Source organism: Vibrio sp. 1CM23M (assembly GCF_023161755.1).
Classification (GTDB): Bacteria; Pseudomonadota; Gammaproteobacteria; order Enterobacterales; family Vibrionaceae; genus Vibrio; species Vibrio coralliirubri.
On sequence record NZ_JALNTR010000003.1, the window covers coordinates 108,377 to 123,318 of the forward strand.

General features: G+C 45.2%; 14 protein-coding genes. 5 read left to right on the forward strand and 9 right to left on the reverse strand.

Annotated features, from left to right (window positions below; genetic code table 11):
- Window positions 1–163 precede the first annotated feature (163 nt).
- The 4 genes from MSG35_RS11475 to MSG35_RS11490 form a co-directional block, all read right to left on the reverse strand.
- The gene (locus tag MSG35_RS11475) at window positions 164–1,441 is read right to left on the reverse strand and encodes a cytosine deaminase (protein WP_248383966.1); all 1,278 of its coding nucleotides are present in this window, start codon (window positions 1,439–1,441) and stop codon (window positions 164–166) included.
- Window positions 1,442–1,450: 9 nt separating this feature from the next.
- Window positions 1,451–2,689: a cytosine permease gene (codB, locus tag MSG35_RS11480; protein ID WP_032546874.1), complete on the reverse strand. Its 1,239-nt coding sequence runs from the start codon at window positions 2,687–2,689 to the stop codon at window positions 1,451–1,453.
- A gap of 679 nt (window positions 2,690–3,368) precedes the next feature.
- Window positions 3,369–4,592, reverse strand: coding sequence for a biotin/lipoyl-binding protein (locus MSG35_RS11485; protein ID WP_017066494.1), 1,224 nt, complete (start codon window positions 4,590–4,592; stop codon window positions 3,369–3,371).
- Entirely contained in the window at window positions 4,586–4,936 is a 351-nt protein-coding gene (locus MSG35_RS11490) for an MFS transporter (protein WP_017066493.1), read from the reverse strand. The genes MSG35_RS11485 and MSG35_RS11490 overlap by 7 nt, the downstream gene beginning before the upstream one ends.
- A gap of 133 nt (window positions 4,937–5,069) precedes the next feature.
- Here MSG35_RS11490 and MSG35_RS11495 point away from each other — a divergent pair, with 133 nt between their 5' ends.
- Window positions 5,070–6,077 carry an AraC family transcriptional regulator gene (locus tag MSG35_RS11495; protein WP_248383967.1) on the forward strand — a complete coding sequence of 336 codons (1,008 nt, stop codon included), beginning with the start codon at window positions 5,070–5,072 and terminating at the stop codon, window positions 6,075–6,077.
- 9 nt (window positions 6,078–6,086) lie between these two features.
- Here MSG35_RS11495 and MSG35_RS11500 read toward each other — a convergent pair whose 3' ends face one another.
- Window positions 6,087–7,043, reverse strand: coding sequence for an urea transporter (locus MSG35_RS11500; RefSeq protein ID WP_248383968.1), 957 nt, complete (start codon window positions 7,041–7,043; stop codon window positions 6,087–6,089).
- 82 nt (window positions 7,044–7,125) lie between these two features.
- A complete protein-coding gene (locus MSG35_RS11505) occupies window positions 7,126–7,785 on the reverse strand; it encodes a pyridoxamine 5'-phosphate oxidase family protein (protein WP_248383969.1) in 660 nt (219 codons plus the stop codon).
- A 90-nt stretch (window positions 7,786–7,875) separates the two neighbouring features.
- Here MSG35_RS11505 and MSG35_RS11510 point away from each other — a divergent pair, with 90 nt between their 5' ends.
- Window positions 7,876–9,333 carry a PLP-dependent aminotransferase family protein gene (locus MSG35_RS11510; RefSeq protein ID WP_248383970.1) on the forward strand — a complete coding sequence of 486 codons (1,458 nt, stop codon included), beginning with the start codon at window positions 7,876–7,878 and terminating at the stop codon, window positions 9,331–9,333.
- Between the two features lie 16 nt (window positions 9,334–9,349).
- On the opposite strand, the gene yjeH is transcribed toward MSG35_RS11510, so the two are convergent.
- A complete protein-coding gene (yjeH, locus tag MSG35_RS11515) occupies window positions 9,350–10,615 on the reverse strand; it encodes an L-methionine/branched-chain amino acid transporter (protein WP_248383971.1) in 1,266 nt (421 codons plus the stop codon).
- Between the two features lie 254 nt (window positions 10,616–10,869).
- Between yjeH and MSG35_RS11520 the strand changes: the two genes are divergently transcribed.
- From MSG35_RS11520 to MSG35_RS11530, 3 genes are all read left to right on the forward strand, one after another.
- Window positions 10,870–11,331, forward strand: a complete 462-nt coding sequence (locus MSG35_RS11520) for an Lrp/AsnC family transcriptional regulator (protein WP_248383972.1) — start codon at window positions 10,870–10,872, stop codon at window positions 11,329–11,331.
- Window positions 11,325–12,245 (forward strand): LysR family transcriptional regulator, encoded by a 921-nt coding sequence (locus tag MSG35_RS11525; RefSeq protein ID WP_017070979.1) that lies wholly within the window; start codon window positions 11,325–11,327, stop codon window positions 12,243–12,245. The genes MSG35_RS11520 and MSG35_RS11525 overlap by 7 nt, the downstream gene beginning before the upstream one ends.
- Window positions 12,246–12,371: 126 nt before the next feature.
- Complete coding sequence (locus MSG35_RS11530; RefSeq protein ID WP_017061779.1) at window positions 12,372–12,986, forward strand: LysE family translocator; 615 nt, start codon at window positions 12,372–12,374, stop codon at window positions 12,984–12,986.
- A gap of 392 nt (window positions 12,987–13,378) precedes the next feature.
- Here the strand turns inward: MSG35_RS11530 and MSG35_RS11535 are convergent, their stop codons facing one another.
- Both MSG35_RS11535 and MSG35_RS11540 read right to left on the reverse strand, forming a co-directional pair.
- Entirely contained in the window at window positions 13,379–14,542 is a 1,164-nt protein-coding gene (locus tag MSG35_RS11535) for an alpha/beta fold hydrolase (RefSeq protein WP_248383973.1), read from the reverse strand.
- A 53-nt stretch (window positions 14,543–14,595) separates the two neighbouring features.
- On the reverse strand, window positions 14,596–14,826 hold the full coding sequence (locus MSG35_RS11540) for a hypothetical protein (RefSeq protein ID WP_248383974.1): 231 nt from the start codon (window positions 14,824–14,826) through the stop codon (window positions 14,596–14,598).
- Between the last annotated feature and the right edge of the window lie 116 nt (window positions 14,827–14,942).

The following is a 14,942-nucleotide window of genomic DNA, read 5'->3' on the forward strand; positions in this document are numbered from 1 at the left end:
AGTCTTTTGAGATGTACACGCATTGCTTAAGAAATTTGTGCTTTTTTTGTCATACCGTGCGAATGTACAAGATTTACACTGATTTAGTGATAGTTTTGTCGCTTCGTCCAACACAACAAAAGGAAGCATCTCAGCTTCCTTTTGATCATTAGTATAGACGATATTAACGCTTGAAGTTGATATCTTCAGTTTGATCTAAATTTATTTTTGTTTTCGCTGGTTGAGTCTCTGCAATCACCTTACCGTGGCGTATTGAGTACTGCACTGATACTTGGCGGCGCACTGCATCAAAGCCATTGTCAGCAGGAAGAATCAGCAAGCTACCTGGCTTACCTTCTTCGATGCCGAAGTTGTCTTGTATGTTCAATGTGCGAGCAGAGTTCTTGCTGATCAAATCAAGTGAGTTGTTGATTTGGTCGTAGCCCATAACCTGTGTCACATGCAGTCCCATGTGCAGAACTTGAAGCATGTTCGCTGTGCCCAGTGGGTACCATGGGTCAAACACATCATCGTGGCCAAAACAAACGTTGATGTTTGCTGCTAGCATCTCTTTAACGCGCGTTACACCGCGGCGTTTCGGGTAATCGTCGAAACGGCCCTGTAAGTGAATGTTCACTAGCGGGTTTGCCACGAAGTTGATACCAGACATCTTCAATAGACGGAACAAGCGAGATGCGTAAGCACCGTTGTACGAACCCATTGCAGTGGTGTGGCTAGCGGTTACTTTCTCGCCCATTTCAAACTTATGAGCAAGGGCTGCTAATGTTTCCACAAAGCGAGACTGTTCGTCGTCGATTTCATCACAGTGAACGTCGATCAGACAGTCGTACTTGCGTGCAAGCTCGAACACATAATGCAGAGATTCAACGCCGTATTCACGAGTGAATTCGAAGTGAGGGATTGCACCGATAACGTCAGCGCCGATCTTCACTGCTTCTTCAAGCAACTCTTTGCCGTTAGGGTATGAAAGAATACCTTCTTGAGGGAATGCAACGATCTGGATGTCGACCCACTCTTTCATCTCTTCACGAACTTCAACCATCGCTCTTAACGCAACTAACGTTGGGTCTGACACATCAACGTGTGTACGAACGTGTTGAACACCGTTAGCTATCTGCCATTTCAGTGTTTGCTTGGCACGAGACTTTACGTCTTCGATTGATAGCAGTTCTTTACGCTCAGCCCAACGCTCAATACCTTCAAACAAAGTGCCAGAGATGTTCCAGTTAGGCTCACCAGCAGTTTGAGTAGTATCTAGGTGGATGTGCGGTTCACAGAAAGGAGTAACTGCAATGCCACCTTCAGCATCAAGGATGTCGCCTTGATGATTGATTTGCGCGTCATTATCGAGAATGCGAGAAAATTGACCATTTTCAATCAGAATCTGTTTCAAGCCCTCTTGGTCTTGAAGTTTCGCGTTCTTGATTAATAAGGTTGTCATAGTGTGTCCTTAAGCGGCCTGAGATTTCAGAGCTTTTTTGTTCAATAGAGGATTAAGCACGAGGTAACTGATTGCACCACCTAACACTGCGTTCAAAGGAACAACGCCAGGTAGGAAGTGACCAGCGGCTACGCCTGTTGCTACCGCGATAATGCCAGCCCAGTTAACGGTTTGGAACTCTGCATTTGCAAAATCTTTGTAACGTTTACGGTTCGCGAAGAAGTCGGCGATGATTACGCCACCAATTGGTGGAATCGCCAGCGAAAGGAAGGTTAACCAACCAACGAAGTTGTTGTATAACCAAAGCGCGAAAATCGTACCGATAATGCCGTTAATGATAGACATTGTAGTACTTGAGCGACCAGTGATGTTAGATAAACCTAGACCAGATGCATAAAGTGCATTTTCATTGGTTGTCCAGATATTCAATCCAAGCACGATGATGGCTGGAAGCAGTAGACCTTGCGCGATCATCACATCTGAAATATCAGCCTGACCGGTTGCTGCTGCGCCTGCTGCGCCGAAGATAAACATCAGCGAGTTACCGATGAAGAACGCAACCATAGTAATCAATACTGCGCTTGCTGGCTTTTTACCAAAGCGAACGAAATCGGCAGTTAACGTCCCCGCACTTACAAACGAACCTACAACCATTGCTAGTGCCATGGAGAAGTCCATTGGCGTCTCTGGTTTAATAAGTTGCAGTTGCTCTAATCCACCAACACTGTCTACAGCTGTTAGTACGGAGTAACCACCCAGAATCGCAATCGCAGGTACTGCAATCGCTGAAAGTACCATTAGTGCTTTAATGCCGAAGTACACCGTCCCCGTCATTAACAAGCCAGATACGATAATCAAGGTGTTGGTATCAATGCCCGTTGCTTTTTGTACTGGAATCGCAAACATCGCAACACCCACACCAAACCAACCGACTTGTGTACCACCAAGTAGCGCAGAAGGAAGCCATGAGCCTTTAGTACCGAAAGAGAAACGAGCAAGAAGGTGAGTAGAGAGGCCAGTAGATGAGCCGATGTAGCCAAGAAAAGAAGTGTAAATACCGAGGATTAGGTTACCGATGAGAACGGCGAGGAAGAAATCGTTGAATGAAAGACCTGTCCCGAGTGAACCACCTGTCCACATACTTGCAGAGAAGAAAGTGAGTCCAAGCATTACCATGGTGAGTGAAGCGACTCCTTTCCTAGCCGATGTAGGAACCGGCCCTAGACTGTAGTTATTATCAGCAGCCATTTTTTACCTCCGCAAATGATCAAAATTAAAATTAACGGTCGCCGTATTGCAGGCAAACGTGCGCATTATGGTGATATAAATCACATAGTCAATGCTAATTTTGTCAATAAGGGCGATTTAAAATCAGTTATTGCAGTAATTATCTTGTAAAACATAAGGTTATTTTCTGAGTTTATTTCAAAAAAATAAATAGAAAACGTTTTCTATAACGGGTTGGTTATCTGCTGTTCTTGGTTGGCTATGAATGTTGATTATTATACGTTTGAATGGGTGTCTGTATCGAAAAGGAGAGTGGTCGGCCAAACTGCAGGCAAAAAAATAGCCAATCGCAATAATCGCAATTGGCTTATATATTTTGTGAACAAGAATAGGTTCACTAACAACGTCAGTTGGCTAGGTGACCCTCGGCTTAAGAAGGGTCAATATATACATTGCAGTTAGTGTGCCAACTTTTAAAACCACGTAAAACGGCAGTTTTATAGCAATCTGGTGCGTATTTGAGCGATTAATTTGCGTTTTTGCAATGTTTGGTTGCAAAATGCAATTGCGATTTGCAACTTTAGAGTGTTTATTCGTTTTTCGAGTTTGTGTTCTTTCTAGCGACGAATAGTGAATAAACAAAAAGCCCGTGCGATCTAAGAGCGCACGGGCTTGGGTATTGTTTCACCAATAGGAAGTATTAGATGGAATAGAAGAAGTACAGTTGAGACTTCATTCTAATGATGATCCCGCGTATTACGTCTAGGAACGCCATAAAGCTGATAGGCTTCTCACCGCTTACCCACGCTAATCCGACAGAGCCAACAGGAATATCGTAACCCTCTGCCTCATCAATTTTTAAACGAACAAAGTGGTGCTTGTTCTGAAGGTTTTTGCCTGTGGTAACACGAACCTGCTCGTCGATACCCAGCAAGCTTGCTTGCGCTTCACCAGTCGCTTCTACAATACCTTCTACGGTTGCAGAGAATACTTTTCCTGGGTATACCGCTGTCGCAAATTCCGCAGGTTGACCGACCTTAATATTACGAATCGCTTGGTGGTTAACTCGCATCAGCACGTACTTCTCTTCGGTATACATCTGGATACGAGGCATCATTGAAACACGCTGACCTTCACGAAGAATAAAGTTCGTTACAAAGCCGTCAGTCGGTGCCGTGACTTTGGTGCTGTTCAAGTCCCATTGTGCTTGTGCCAGTGTTGCCTTTGCTGAATCGACTTCAGTCTGCTTCTTGCTTACATTGGTTTCAGCTTTGTGGATGTTTAACTTCGCATTCTCGGCATCGACTTCTTTCTTGCTAAGTTGAGATTCCAACGTCGTAACGTTATACGTCGCTAAGTCTACCTTTGCTGTTTGTTGGTCGATGTCAGTTTCAGTGATCGTATGTTCTACCACTTTGTTTTGCTTCTGGTAACGATCAAGCGTCTTTGACTGCAGTACTAAGTCTGTTTTAGCCGAATCTATTTGTGCGACTGAAGCTTTGATGTCTTCAAGCGCCGATTGATAGCTGACTTTTGCAATGCTCACTTCTTGGCGAGCTGTGTCTAAAGCGACCTCTGCAGATTCAAGTTGAACGCTGGCTTTGTCTCTTGCGATGACATATTTGGTGTCATCAATTTCGTAAATTAGCTGTCCTTCAGTCACATCCTGGTTCGGGTCGATGTGGACTTTGGAAGTTTTTCCCGAAACATTAGTTGAATCTGGACGCAGCTGAATATGTGGAGACTGTACCACTGAGCCTCCCGATAGATCCATCGGAGTAAAGTTGAGTAGGCCAACCCATACAAACAGCAACCAAGATGTACCCCCTAGGTACGCAAACGCCTTGGTGCCTTTGTTCCAAGGCATACCAACAAGTCTGAGTAAGTAAATGAACAGTGCCCAAATTGCCAAGCCTTCTAACATGTTTGGCTCTCCTCATCTTGCTTGTCGGAAGTTGTTTGCTCCTTGGTTGTGGTCGGTGACTTCCATGTGTCTCTTAGATTGATGATGGCTTTTTCCATATCAACGAAGGCCAAAATTACTGCTAGTACCCATACCCAGTGCCATACAAAACCAATCCATGTTAATGCGGTGATCAAACCGAGTTGTTGATGCTCTTTACTGTGAGCCTTGTTGATTGGTAATTCATGTACACGCCAGAAGCCGTAACATGCAGCAGCGATGGTTGCGACCAACACTACGCCTGCAACTACGTGTAGTGCGGTATCTGCGCCGGTTCCGACAAATGGGACACTAACTAAACTCATTGATATACCCTAGGTTAAATTGAGCACCGAGTGTGATTGATATCAGATTTAGAAGTTGATAATTTACCAATTACTTTAATAATGATGTCATTATGATTTGATCTGTAATAGTGACTTCTAAGTATGGTGGCTAATGAACAATTGTAACTTCTTAAGAGCATTGGGTATTTTGGGTATTTACCAATACGCAACGACTAATAAGGCTGTGAATACTGAGCAATTAGGTATTCCTAAATCGGTGTTTAATAACCCGATGAACCTTATCCCCGTAAGTGAAGTGGACAAATGGTATGGCTTGCTTGAACAACAAACTGATGATTCCGATATTATCTTGAAGCTGGCTGATAGAGTGGATATTGAAAGGCTAGGCCCTCTCTCTAACTGGTTTTTCTCGGGGCACGATCTGGCGTCGTCCATACGCCGAGTTAACATCGGGTTGCACTGTTTGCAGTCCGGGGCTTTTCTGTATGGCGCTCAAGTCGGTAATTTCATCAAATGGTGCTACGACAATCCTGCTTATACTGAGGTGGGTAAAGTTCATGACTCAATTCGAGTTGCCATCTTTATGATGAAGATATTAAGGCGTTACTTGGGAGACGACTTTACTCCCGCAGCCGTCTCTATCGCAGGTTATCGCGAGAACACTCAACTCTATCAAGAGTATTTTGGGTGCAATATTCAGTGGGGCCAGTCACGAACTGAAATCTGGATACCAAGCCAGTCGAGGTTATCGAGTAATCAAGCCCCTTCTAGCGGCAAGATGAGCTTGGCAATGAACTTTCATGACTTAGATAATTATCTCAACATGCCTGATGCCGCGGATGAGCATAAGGTGACCTATGAGATGATCAATTACAGTCGCCATTTCGGCCTGCCAACACTGCATAAAGTGTCGAGTTTGCTTGGGTTATCTGAACAGCAATTTCAACGCCGATTGCATAACTTAGGCATAAACTTTTCTACCATTATGGGCTATGCGCTAAGTAACGTGGCGGTGGAGTTGTTGATGTATTCAGTGCCAATAAAAGAAGTCGCGACGAGGCTCGGCTATACCAATGTCGCGAGCTTTAATCGGATGTTTAAGAAACATCGAGGTTTGACACCCAAGCAATATGTTGAGCGCTTAAAAACCGGCCTGTAACTATGTTGCCTAACTTATAGTTCGTTTATGGATCTGGTTGGACAAGTAAACCACAGCCCAAGTACTCAAAATGAAAGGGGCGGTGAGTGGTAACAGTGACAGTTCATGAAAACCGAGTGTGATGAGGCAGCTTAACAGTATGCCTAATAGGATTAACGGCCAAGGGATTCGCGGATAGAGCACAAGTGCTAAAGTGGCAAGAATGGCGTTGTATCCGTAAAGACCTTGGGCTACTAGTTCGCTAGAAGCGCCAATCAAACCGCTAAATACGGTGCTAATTATTACTGCGAGCATAACCCAAATGGCATGCTTGATATTGTTGAGTGCGATGGCAACCAAGATTACGAGCCCCGACAACGCATTTTCGATGAAGCTGACTTGGCTTATCCCTTTTAACAACGGGGTCACCACTGTCGGCAGGTTGAACCATGAGCTAGCCTCAATACTGATGAGTGGCATCAGTGCGGAATCAGGTGCAGAGAACGCTGATAGTTCAAAGGTTGATTGGATAATATAAATCAACCAAGTGGTGAGGATAAAGGCGCTAGTGTAACCGCGATATTTCTTAAAACTGAATACGATGTGGGCAATCGGCACCGTGACTAACGCACCTAACACAGTCACTAAAACCAATAATGGTGTCACACCAAAAAAGTTACCGATAAATAAGCCAATTAAAGCGCCATTTAGCGCGTACATTCCACTATCAATGTCGTCTACTGACTTGTTGGTGTTGGTGTTGGTGTTGGTGTTGGTGTTGGTGTTGGTGTTGGTGTACATAAAGCGATAGAAGGCCAATGCAAAGCTGCAACTAGCGCCAAGCAAGGTAAGAAAAGCCAGTGCAAGTGACTCAATAGAAATGGCAAGCAACAGCAAAATCGACGTCATGACAGACGGTGTGAAATAGACTTGCCCGATGCCATTGAGCAAGCCTTGAAATGGTAGAATATCCCTGTTCGTTTTCATTGTCTGATTACATTATTGAGTTATGTTAAATTTTTGTAACTCAGATTGTATACAATTTTATCAAGTTCACCATCTTCGAGTGTTAATTCTGATACCAGCGTTCACCATAAGCTGGTTGGTAATCTGGTGTTTCAATGATGCCTTCTTGCTCTGGAACGGTTTCTAATGGCCCAACGACCGTTCGATAAGGCAATACGCCAGCCCATACTGGAATGTCCATATCGGCTTTATCATCATTCACTCCATGTTTACCAATCTTCACGGAGGCTTCCGTCAAAGGGATCGCCAATAACTCGGTTGCGGTGAGTTCTTTTTCATTACTGAGCCTGACTTCATCGGTTCTGCCCGGCGCGATTTGCTCAATAAAGATATTCAACAAGCGATCCTTTTCTTGGTTGTCATCGATGACTGAAAATGACCCCAACACCACAGCAGAACGATAATGCGCGCTGTGATGAAATGCCGAACGAGCCAACACCCAACCATCGAACAAGGTGAACGTTAAACAGGTTGGTTCTCCCTTTTTTAGCCCTTTTAGTAGGCGACTGTTTTTAGCCCCATGAATGTAGACCATATCATCCACTCGCCACGCGAGCATCGGGATGACCATTGGTCCTTGTTCGCCTTGCAATGCAATGTGTGCGATTAAGCTCTCATCAATAATTTGGTGCAGTTTCTCTTGCTCAAATACGGCTTTGTGAGCCCCTTTTTTAATCGTGGTTCTTTTCGTGTTAGATAACATAATCGCTCCTTAATCATTGCCTTTTGATTAATGTAGCGATTAACTGGTCTATTAAATAGAGCCACTTTTAAACACTATTTGGATCCAGTTATGCAACCTATCGATGTCGGTGACCTACAGTTAGTCGAACAACACGACACGCGTCAAACCGCCTTGTTCCACGCGATAAGAGAGAAGATCGTTCACGATTTATGGAGCAAGGGCAGTAAGTTACCTTCAACTCGTAAGCTAGCCGTCGAGTTATCGGTGAGTCGAAATACGGTGATTTACGCGTACGAACAACTGGTCACCGAAGGCTATATCGAGAGTAAGCAAGGCTCAGGGTTTTATGTCTCGGTTGAACAACCAGAACACTTTCTAAGTTTGTCTAAGCCAAACAGTATTCAGGATCCGAAGGTCAAACAAACAGTCAGTAAACCGAGTGCAAACATAGAGACACCGAACGACATTAACTGCAGCTTTGCCCCCGGAGTCCCTGACTTAGATGCGTTCCCTTTTGCGAAATGGCAGAGGCTGCTGCAACGCCACTCTACACGTCAGAACATTGCAGGCAATCAAGAGGTTCAGGGAAGTTTAGCCTTGAGAGAAGCATTGAGCGGGTACCTTGCAAGCAGTCGTTCAGTTCACTGTAATACCGACAGAATCATTATCACTGCAGGTGCGCAGCAAGCCATCTCAATCGGATTAATGGCGACGTTAGCGATGGGCGACAAAATTCTTGTGGAGGAACCCGGTTATCGACAAGTGCATAAGATTATCGATCTGTTGAGACTAGAGCTGGATGGTGTAAGTGTGCGTGAAAAGGTGGGGCTAGATATTGAAAAAGTGTTGCCCAGTAACGCTAAGGCTCTGTATGTAACACCGAGTAACCAATACCCAATGGGCACGACCCTCAATACTGAGCAACGCCTTAAACTGATCGACTGGGCCAATCAACATCAGTCATGGATCATTGAAGATGACTACGACAGTGAGTTCCAGTTTGCTCATCGCCCTTATACCAGCATGCAAGGGTTGGCGGGAAAGTTGGGGTTCGATGATCGCATCATCTATGTTGGCTCTCTGAGTAAGGTGATGTTCAATGGCCTTCGATTAGGGTACTTAGTGGTGCCAGAAAGTCTGGTGGCGAAGTGTCTTGAGATCAAAGACGCACTCACTGGAGACACGGCATCCCACACACAGGAAGCTTTGGCGGATTTTGTTCGAGAAGGCGACTTGCTGCGTCATATTAGAAAGATGCGTCGGTCATACAAACTCAAGTATGAAGCCATGATAGAAGCGATTGAAAGCGAGTTTCATGGCGATCTTGAAGTGATCAGCCAAGCGGCGGGGCTACATGTGACCGTGAAGTGGTATCAAGGTATATCTGAACATGAGTGGAGTCGACGAGCTGATCTTCAAAATATCATCATTCGTCCGTTTGATTTTTATGAATACGGTTCGAGTGATGCTCGTGATTGGAGTGGGGCGGTGCTGGGGTTTGGAAATATACGGTTGGCTGAGATAAAGCCGAAGATCAAACAGATCGCTCGGCTTTTTTATCAGTGATATTAGTAGGTATCGTTTACAGCTTGTCGACAGAAACAGTGGGTTTACCCAACCACTTTCGCCAAGGGAGTGACAATGTCACAAAAATAATCACGGCATAGAGCATCGACCAACTTAAACAGATAAACACCAAGGTACAGATGACCAACGAGAGCATGGCTGTGTATCTAGATGCGCCTGTCAGTAATCGGCAAGCGGCTAACATCGCGAGCAGATAAACCAGAACAAAAATACCGTTGGCGAGCTTGAGAAAGAACTCAAGGTCCAAGTTAGACAGTTCACCAATCACACACGAGATAAGCACGACAAAGCCAATTGCTATCGTTGGGTAAAGCGGTACGCCGCGGCTGTTCAGTTGAGCCATTCGACTTGTAGGACTGTGTTGACGAGCCTGAGCCCAGATCATCCGAGACAGGCTTTGTGTGTAAAGGTTGAGGCTGGCAAAGCAAGCAAAGAATCCCAGCACGCTGATGACAGTTTTGAAGCCATTGCCAAATAGTTGTTCTGTTACCCAAGGGATGGATGCAGCGTCGAATTCAGGTGAACCGTAAGCATCTAGTTTAAGAATCACCACTGAACAAGCCCAGTACACTAACCCCGCAACAAAACAGCCTGCAATGATCGCGATTGGGAAGTCACGTTGTGGATTTTTGAACTCCTCTCCCATGTGAGCAAAAGCTTCTATTCCGACAAAGCACCAAAACATGACAGCCAACGCAGCGCCGATAGACCAGATCGAATCGGACGAGATGGATGGAAGAGCAACATCGGCTACCGTGATGTCGGCTTTCCACACAAAAGCACTAACCAAGGCAAAAATCGACAATGCGATCACGGTTTGCAGTCGGCCAGAAGATTTACTGCCCATCAAATTGACGGCAATAAGCAGGGCGACGGTAAAGGATTGAGCACCCAGTGGGGTGTCGAGAGGTGCGGGTAACAATTGTTGAGCAAAGCCACCTGCCAGTGCAATCGCTGCGGGAATACCGACAGGAATAACACTCACAAACAACCAAGCCACACTGGTTTCTAATCGCTCGCTGAATGCTTGGCGCACAAAATAGGCCGTGCCTCCTGCATTGGGGTAGCGTTTCCCTAATGCTGCGAAGGTTAGTGCAATCGGGCAAATAGCGATAAACAGGATTAACCATGCTAGTAGCGATAACTGCCCTGCAATGCCTGCCGCGATTGCAGGGATCATAAATAATCCCGTGCCTAGCAAGGTCGTCGAGAGCTGTCCGATTCCTGAAATAAGCGTGATTTCTTGTTTGAGTTGTGTCATTCGCTCTCCTAGCTATTTGATTCTGGTCACGGTCTTCCAGTAACTTTCTTTTGGTGTGTGTGAAGTTATGATTGAGAGCATACATTGTCGACATCAATAATACAGCTAGCGAAACGTCTTAAGACACCGTCATTTTAACGGTATTAATCCGATTCAGCGTGAAAGTGTCGGCTGTCAGAATGGCTGTTATAAGTCGGAAAGTTGTGTCAAATTAGGCGTTATAAATAGAACAATAAATGGAAAGAATCAGAAGCATGGATAAATTTGATCGCCAGATTTTGGATATTCTCAAAACCAATGCACGATGCTCAGTGAGCGATATCGCCCGAGATGTCAGTCTCTCGCGCTCGGCAGTGAACGCCAGAATCAAGAAACTGGAAAGCGACAAAGTGATTACGGGCTACTGCGCTCAAGTGACAGAGCCTAACCAAACGAAGAATGTGTGCGCTTATATCTTGTTGAAGTTCGACATGTCGAGTAGTGACCATAGTTGTGAGTCTTACGCGAAACGAATTCAGAGTATCGGTGAGGTGCAATGGTGTCACTCGATTAGCGGTGAGACAGATATGATGTTGTACGTGGAAGTGGAAAGCATGGAGAGCCTGAACCGAGTTCGCGATCAGCTGCAAAGCTACCCAGATCTGCGTCACTTAATGACTCATACGGTTTTGACCGAGTTTTTCAACAAGCAGAATGCGACGGTGCATTCATGTTAGGCAATATCAACTTAAACCTGCTGCGTTCACTGCATGTACTTCTTGAAGAGTGTCATGTGAGCCGTGCCGCCCAACGTTTGCATATCACACAATCCGCGGTGAGCCGCCAGCTCAGTCAGTTACGAGATTTATGTGGTGACCCTTTGCTGGTCCGTGACGGCAACAAACTGGTGCCGACCAACCGTGCACTGCTACTCAAAGGTAAACTCGACGACCTACTTGGCGAGTTTGATCACCTGTTAGATGACAAACCCTTCGAACCGCAAGACTGGCAAGGTGAATTGGTGTTGTCTTCGAGTGATTATGTGGCTCAGTATATTCTTCCTGTGATTGTTGCAGAGGTGTCCGCTGAAGCGCCGAACATCAATTTGGCTTATCGATTGTGGCAGCCCAACTACCTTGAAGCACTGAACGAGTCGGGGATTCATTTGGCTTCCAGTATGTTTCCCACAAAGCCTGAACATGTCTCAAGCATCAAACTTGGCGAAGATAAGTCGGTGTGTTTGATGCGCAAGTCGCACCCATTGGCTCAACAAGCGGTTTTGAGTGCAGAAGATATTGTTCACTACTCTCACATCAAAGTGACGGGTGGTGGAGATAAAGACAGCTACGCGGACATAGCATTGAAGAAGCAAGGGCTGAAGCGAAGAGTGGCTTTACAGGTTCCGTTCTTTTCATCCGCTGGCACTGTGCTAATGCAAGACGACTACTTGATGATCGTGCCAGAACATATCGCTTACAACCTAGGTCGACACCTCGATACTACCTACTTTTCGTTGCCATTTGATACGGAAATGCATACCTATTGGTTAATGTGGCACCCTAAATATGACAACGATTCTGCCCACAAATGGGCGCGAGAAAAAGCATTCCAAGCCATGCAAAAGTCGAGTTACAATATCAGTATGACTTGAAATCATAAGTATGATGATAATCTTTGATTTCAAATAATACCTCCTGCGGATTATGGTAAGTGCCAAGTATTGAGTATTAAGCGTAGAGCGTTCAGCTGGAACGCTTTATTTATTAGGAATGGAATGATGACAGTAACAATTTGGTTTTCTTTATTAGCGATTTGCTTGTTGGGGGCGATGTCTCCGGGCCCAAGTTTGGCGATGATCGCTAAACACAGTTTGGCTGGTGGCCGTATGAACGGGCTTATCGCAGCTTGGTCACACGCTGCTGGTATCGGTATTTATGCGTTCGCAACCATTGTTGGTTTAGCCGTTGTGCTTGAGCAATCCCCAATGTTGTTCAAAGGTATTAGCTTAGCGGGTGCTGCTTATCTGCTTTATCTTGGCGTTAATGCGTTGCGTTCGAAAGGTGGTGTTGCCGCGAAATTAGAAGCGGGTGAGAAGATGAGTTACATGCAGTCTGCTCGTGAGGCTTTCTTGATCTCTATCTTGAGCCCAAAGATCGCGCTGTTCTTCATCGCTTTGTTTAGTCAATTTGTAGCGTTAGGAAATGAACTGACCAATCAGGTTATCATTGTTTCAACGCCGCTGATTGTCGACGGCCTTTGGTACACCTTTATCACCTTGGTACTGTCTAGCCCGTTGATTGTTGAACGTATTCGCTCGAAAGCTCAGTTGATTGATCGACTATCTGGCGTGGTTTTGATCTTGCTGGCTGTTCGCGTAGTGTGGACGATATAGCAGTGCGCGATAAGAATAAGTAACTAGGGTCTGTTAACTTTTAGTGGTTGAATTTTGTTCGAGATAGAATCGTTTTAGGCGCGGCAAGAAGTATGTAGCCTAGTCATTCTAAGTTAATACTTCTTAACAAAGCATAAAACGATTCTAGCCGAACCCTTCGGGCAGCCTTTGTGGTTCATTTCTACTGCGTTATCGGCTTCTCATGTAGGCTAGCTACACTTCAAAGCCTCTGCCTTGTAGAAATTTCCCACAAAGTGCTGCAAAAATCAGCTCTAAAGGTCAACAGACCCTAGACGTTCACCAGAAACGACACTCATTAAAAAAGGCTCACTAGACGTTATCTAGTGAGCCTTTTTGAGATCTATGGATTGGTTTCGAAAGGCTTGAGCGTATTAGCCTTCAGAGTTCAGCACGGCATCTAGCTTCGCCATCGAGTCTGAGAAGTAGGGGTTGTAGGTCAAACGCGCATGGTTCTTCCCTTCTTCACGATAGCCCCAAGCTGAGTACCAAACCTCACTGGTTGCGTTGCATTGCTCTTCAAAGCCTTCTGCCTGACCATTGGAGCAGATCTTCTCGCTACCATTGATTCCGTAATAAGGGTTGTTTGGTGAGAACAGTAAGCCCATGTGAGAGCCATTCGAGATACGTTGCTCTGGAATTTTCATGCTGTACTGAACAGCGCGAGGATCCTCGAGAGTCGTCTCTCCTTGCCAAACCAACACATTATTTGGATTCGGCATTGATTCAGTAAAGGCTTGCTGAACGTAGTTGGTGTCAATCACGCTGTCGCCTTCACTCATCATAATAAACACTGGTTTGTCGAAGTGCTTATCTTGTAAGTCATCACGTACGACTTCTGATGTCTCGTAGTAAACCGAGGCACCGTTCATAGGCAATGAGTTATAACGTAAAACATTGTCTTCAGGATCTTGATCAGCCCAAGTGACAAAGTAGCTTGCTAGCCCTGCGTATTGAACAGCAGACGAGCTCGGTTGAAACGCAGGAGAAAACAGCAGTAATCCGGAGATCTTTGGATCGTTCATCGCTTGTGAAGTGACGAGATTTGCGCCTGTTGAATAGCCGCCAAGCCAAACAGAATCATACTCTTGCTCAAGTAACTTGGTATGGTGAGCCACCACCCCTTGCCAATCTTCTAGGCTCGGTTGCATTAGGTCACCCACACGACTGCCGTGACCCGGAAGCAATACAGTTCTCACTAAGTAACCTTGCTCAGCCAAATGGGTAGCGATGTCTTTAAACGAATAGGGTGAATCACCTAATCCATGAACCAATAACACCGCCTTGCCGTTTGGCGAGGTTGGTTGATACTCGGTTGGTGAATTGAGTTGGATCTCGAGTTGCTTGTCTTCTGTCATGAACACGCGGTTTTTCGATAACCAATCTTGGGTGTCATTGACGTAGGCATCAAAGCTGTCTTGCTGATAGCCAGGTAAGTCTGGAGATGTTTCGTAAGCGGGTATAGTTGTCTCGTTGGAACAACCAACGAGACTTAAAGTCGTTAAGGCCAGTAGTGCTAGGAGGGGCTTTCTTTGCATTATGTAATTTTGTCTCTGTTGTGCTTTCACTATGTCTGAAACTAAAGTTTAGGTTACTTTTTGCTTGAAAGGTCTTCGTATTCACCTTCAATAACACCGGCATCATTGGCTGATGACTGACGAGTGTTCATATGTGCTGCGAAACCTTGTTTCTTCATTTGATTCTGAATGCGCTTGCCAGTAATTAAAGCTGCAATAGCTAAAGGAATAGCAAGGATCAAGCTTGTGAATAACGCCAAAAGGCCAGTAAACAATGCAACAATCGTAACTAATATATTTTTCATATTCATTCCTCTTTTTCTATGTTGTTACTATATCGCTTCTATTCTGAACGAAACATGAACACCACCAAATAATTCTAGAGAGTCACTATGACACAGGTGTGTGTGGATTGAGAGTT

Excerpts from the sequence above, each read along its gene's own strand:
- MSG35_RS11475 (WP_248383966.1), bottom strand. The coding sequence starts at position 1,441 with ATGACAACCTTATTAATCAAGAACGCGAAACTTCAAGACCAAGAGGGC.
- MSG35_RS11520 (WP_248383972.1), top strand. The coding sequence starts at position 10,870 with ATGGATAAATTTGATCGCCAGATTTTGGATATTCTCAAAACCAATGCA.
- MSG35_RS11495 (WP_248383967.1), top strand. The coding sequence starts at position 5,070 with ATGAACAATTGTAACTTCTTAAGAGCATTGGGTATTTTGGGTATTTAC.
- MSG35_RS11540 (WP_248383974.1), bottom strand. The coding sequence starts at position 14,826 with ATGAAAAATATATTAGTTACGATTGTTGCATTGTTTACTGGCCTTTTG.
- MSG35_RS11525 (WP_017070979.1), top strand. The coding sequence starts at position 11,325 with ATGTTAGGCAATATCAACTTAAACCTGCTGCGTTCACTGCATGTACTT.
- MSG35_RS11505 (WP_248383969.1), bottom strand. The coding sequence starts at position 7,785 with ATGTTATCTAACACGAAAAGAACCACGATTAAAAAAGGGGCTCACAAA.
- MSG35_RS11535 (WP_248383973.1), bottom strand. The coding sequence starts at position 14,542 with ATGCAAAGAAAGCCCCTCCTAGCACTACTGGCCTTAACGACTTTAAGT.
- MSG35_RS11510 (WP_248383970.1), top strand. The coding sequence starts at position 7,876 with ATGCAACCTATCGATGTCGGTGACCTACAGTTAGTCGAACAACACGAC.
- MSG35_RS11530 (WP_017061779.1), top strand. The coding sequence starts at position 12,372 with ATGACAGTAACAATTTGGTTTTCTTTATTAGCGATTTGCTTGTTGGGG.
- yjeH (WP_248383971.1), bottom strand. The coding sequence starts at position 10,615 with ATGACACAACTCAAACAAGAAATCACGCTTATTTCAGGAATCGGACAG.
- codB (WP_032546874.1), bottom strand. The coding sequence starts at position 2,689 with ATGGCTGCTGATAATAACTACAGTCTAGGGCCGGTTCCTACATCGGCT.
- MSG35_RS11485 (WP_017066494.1), bottom strand. The coding sequence starts at position 4,592 with ATGTTAGAAGGCTTGGCAATTTGGGCACTGTTCATTTACTTACTCAGA.
- MSG35_RS11500 (WP_248383968.1), bottom strand. The coding sequence starts at position 7,043 with ATGAAAACGAACAGGGATATTCTACCATTTCAAGGCTTGCTCAATGGC.
- MSG35_RS11490 (WP_017066493.1), bottom strand. The coding sequence starts at position 4,936 with ATGAGTTTAGTTAGTGTCCCATTTGTCGGAACCGGCGCAGATACCGCA.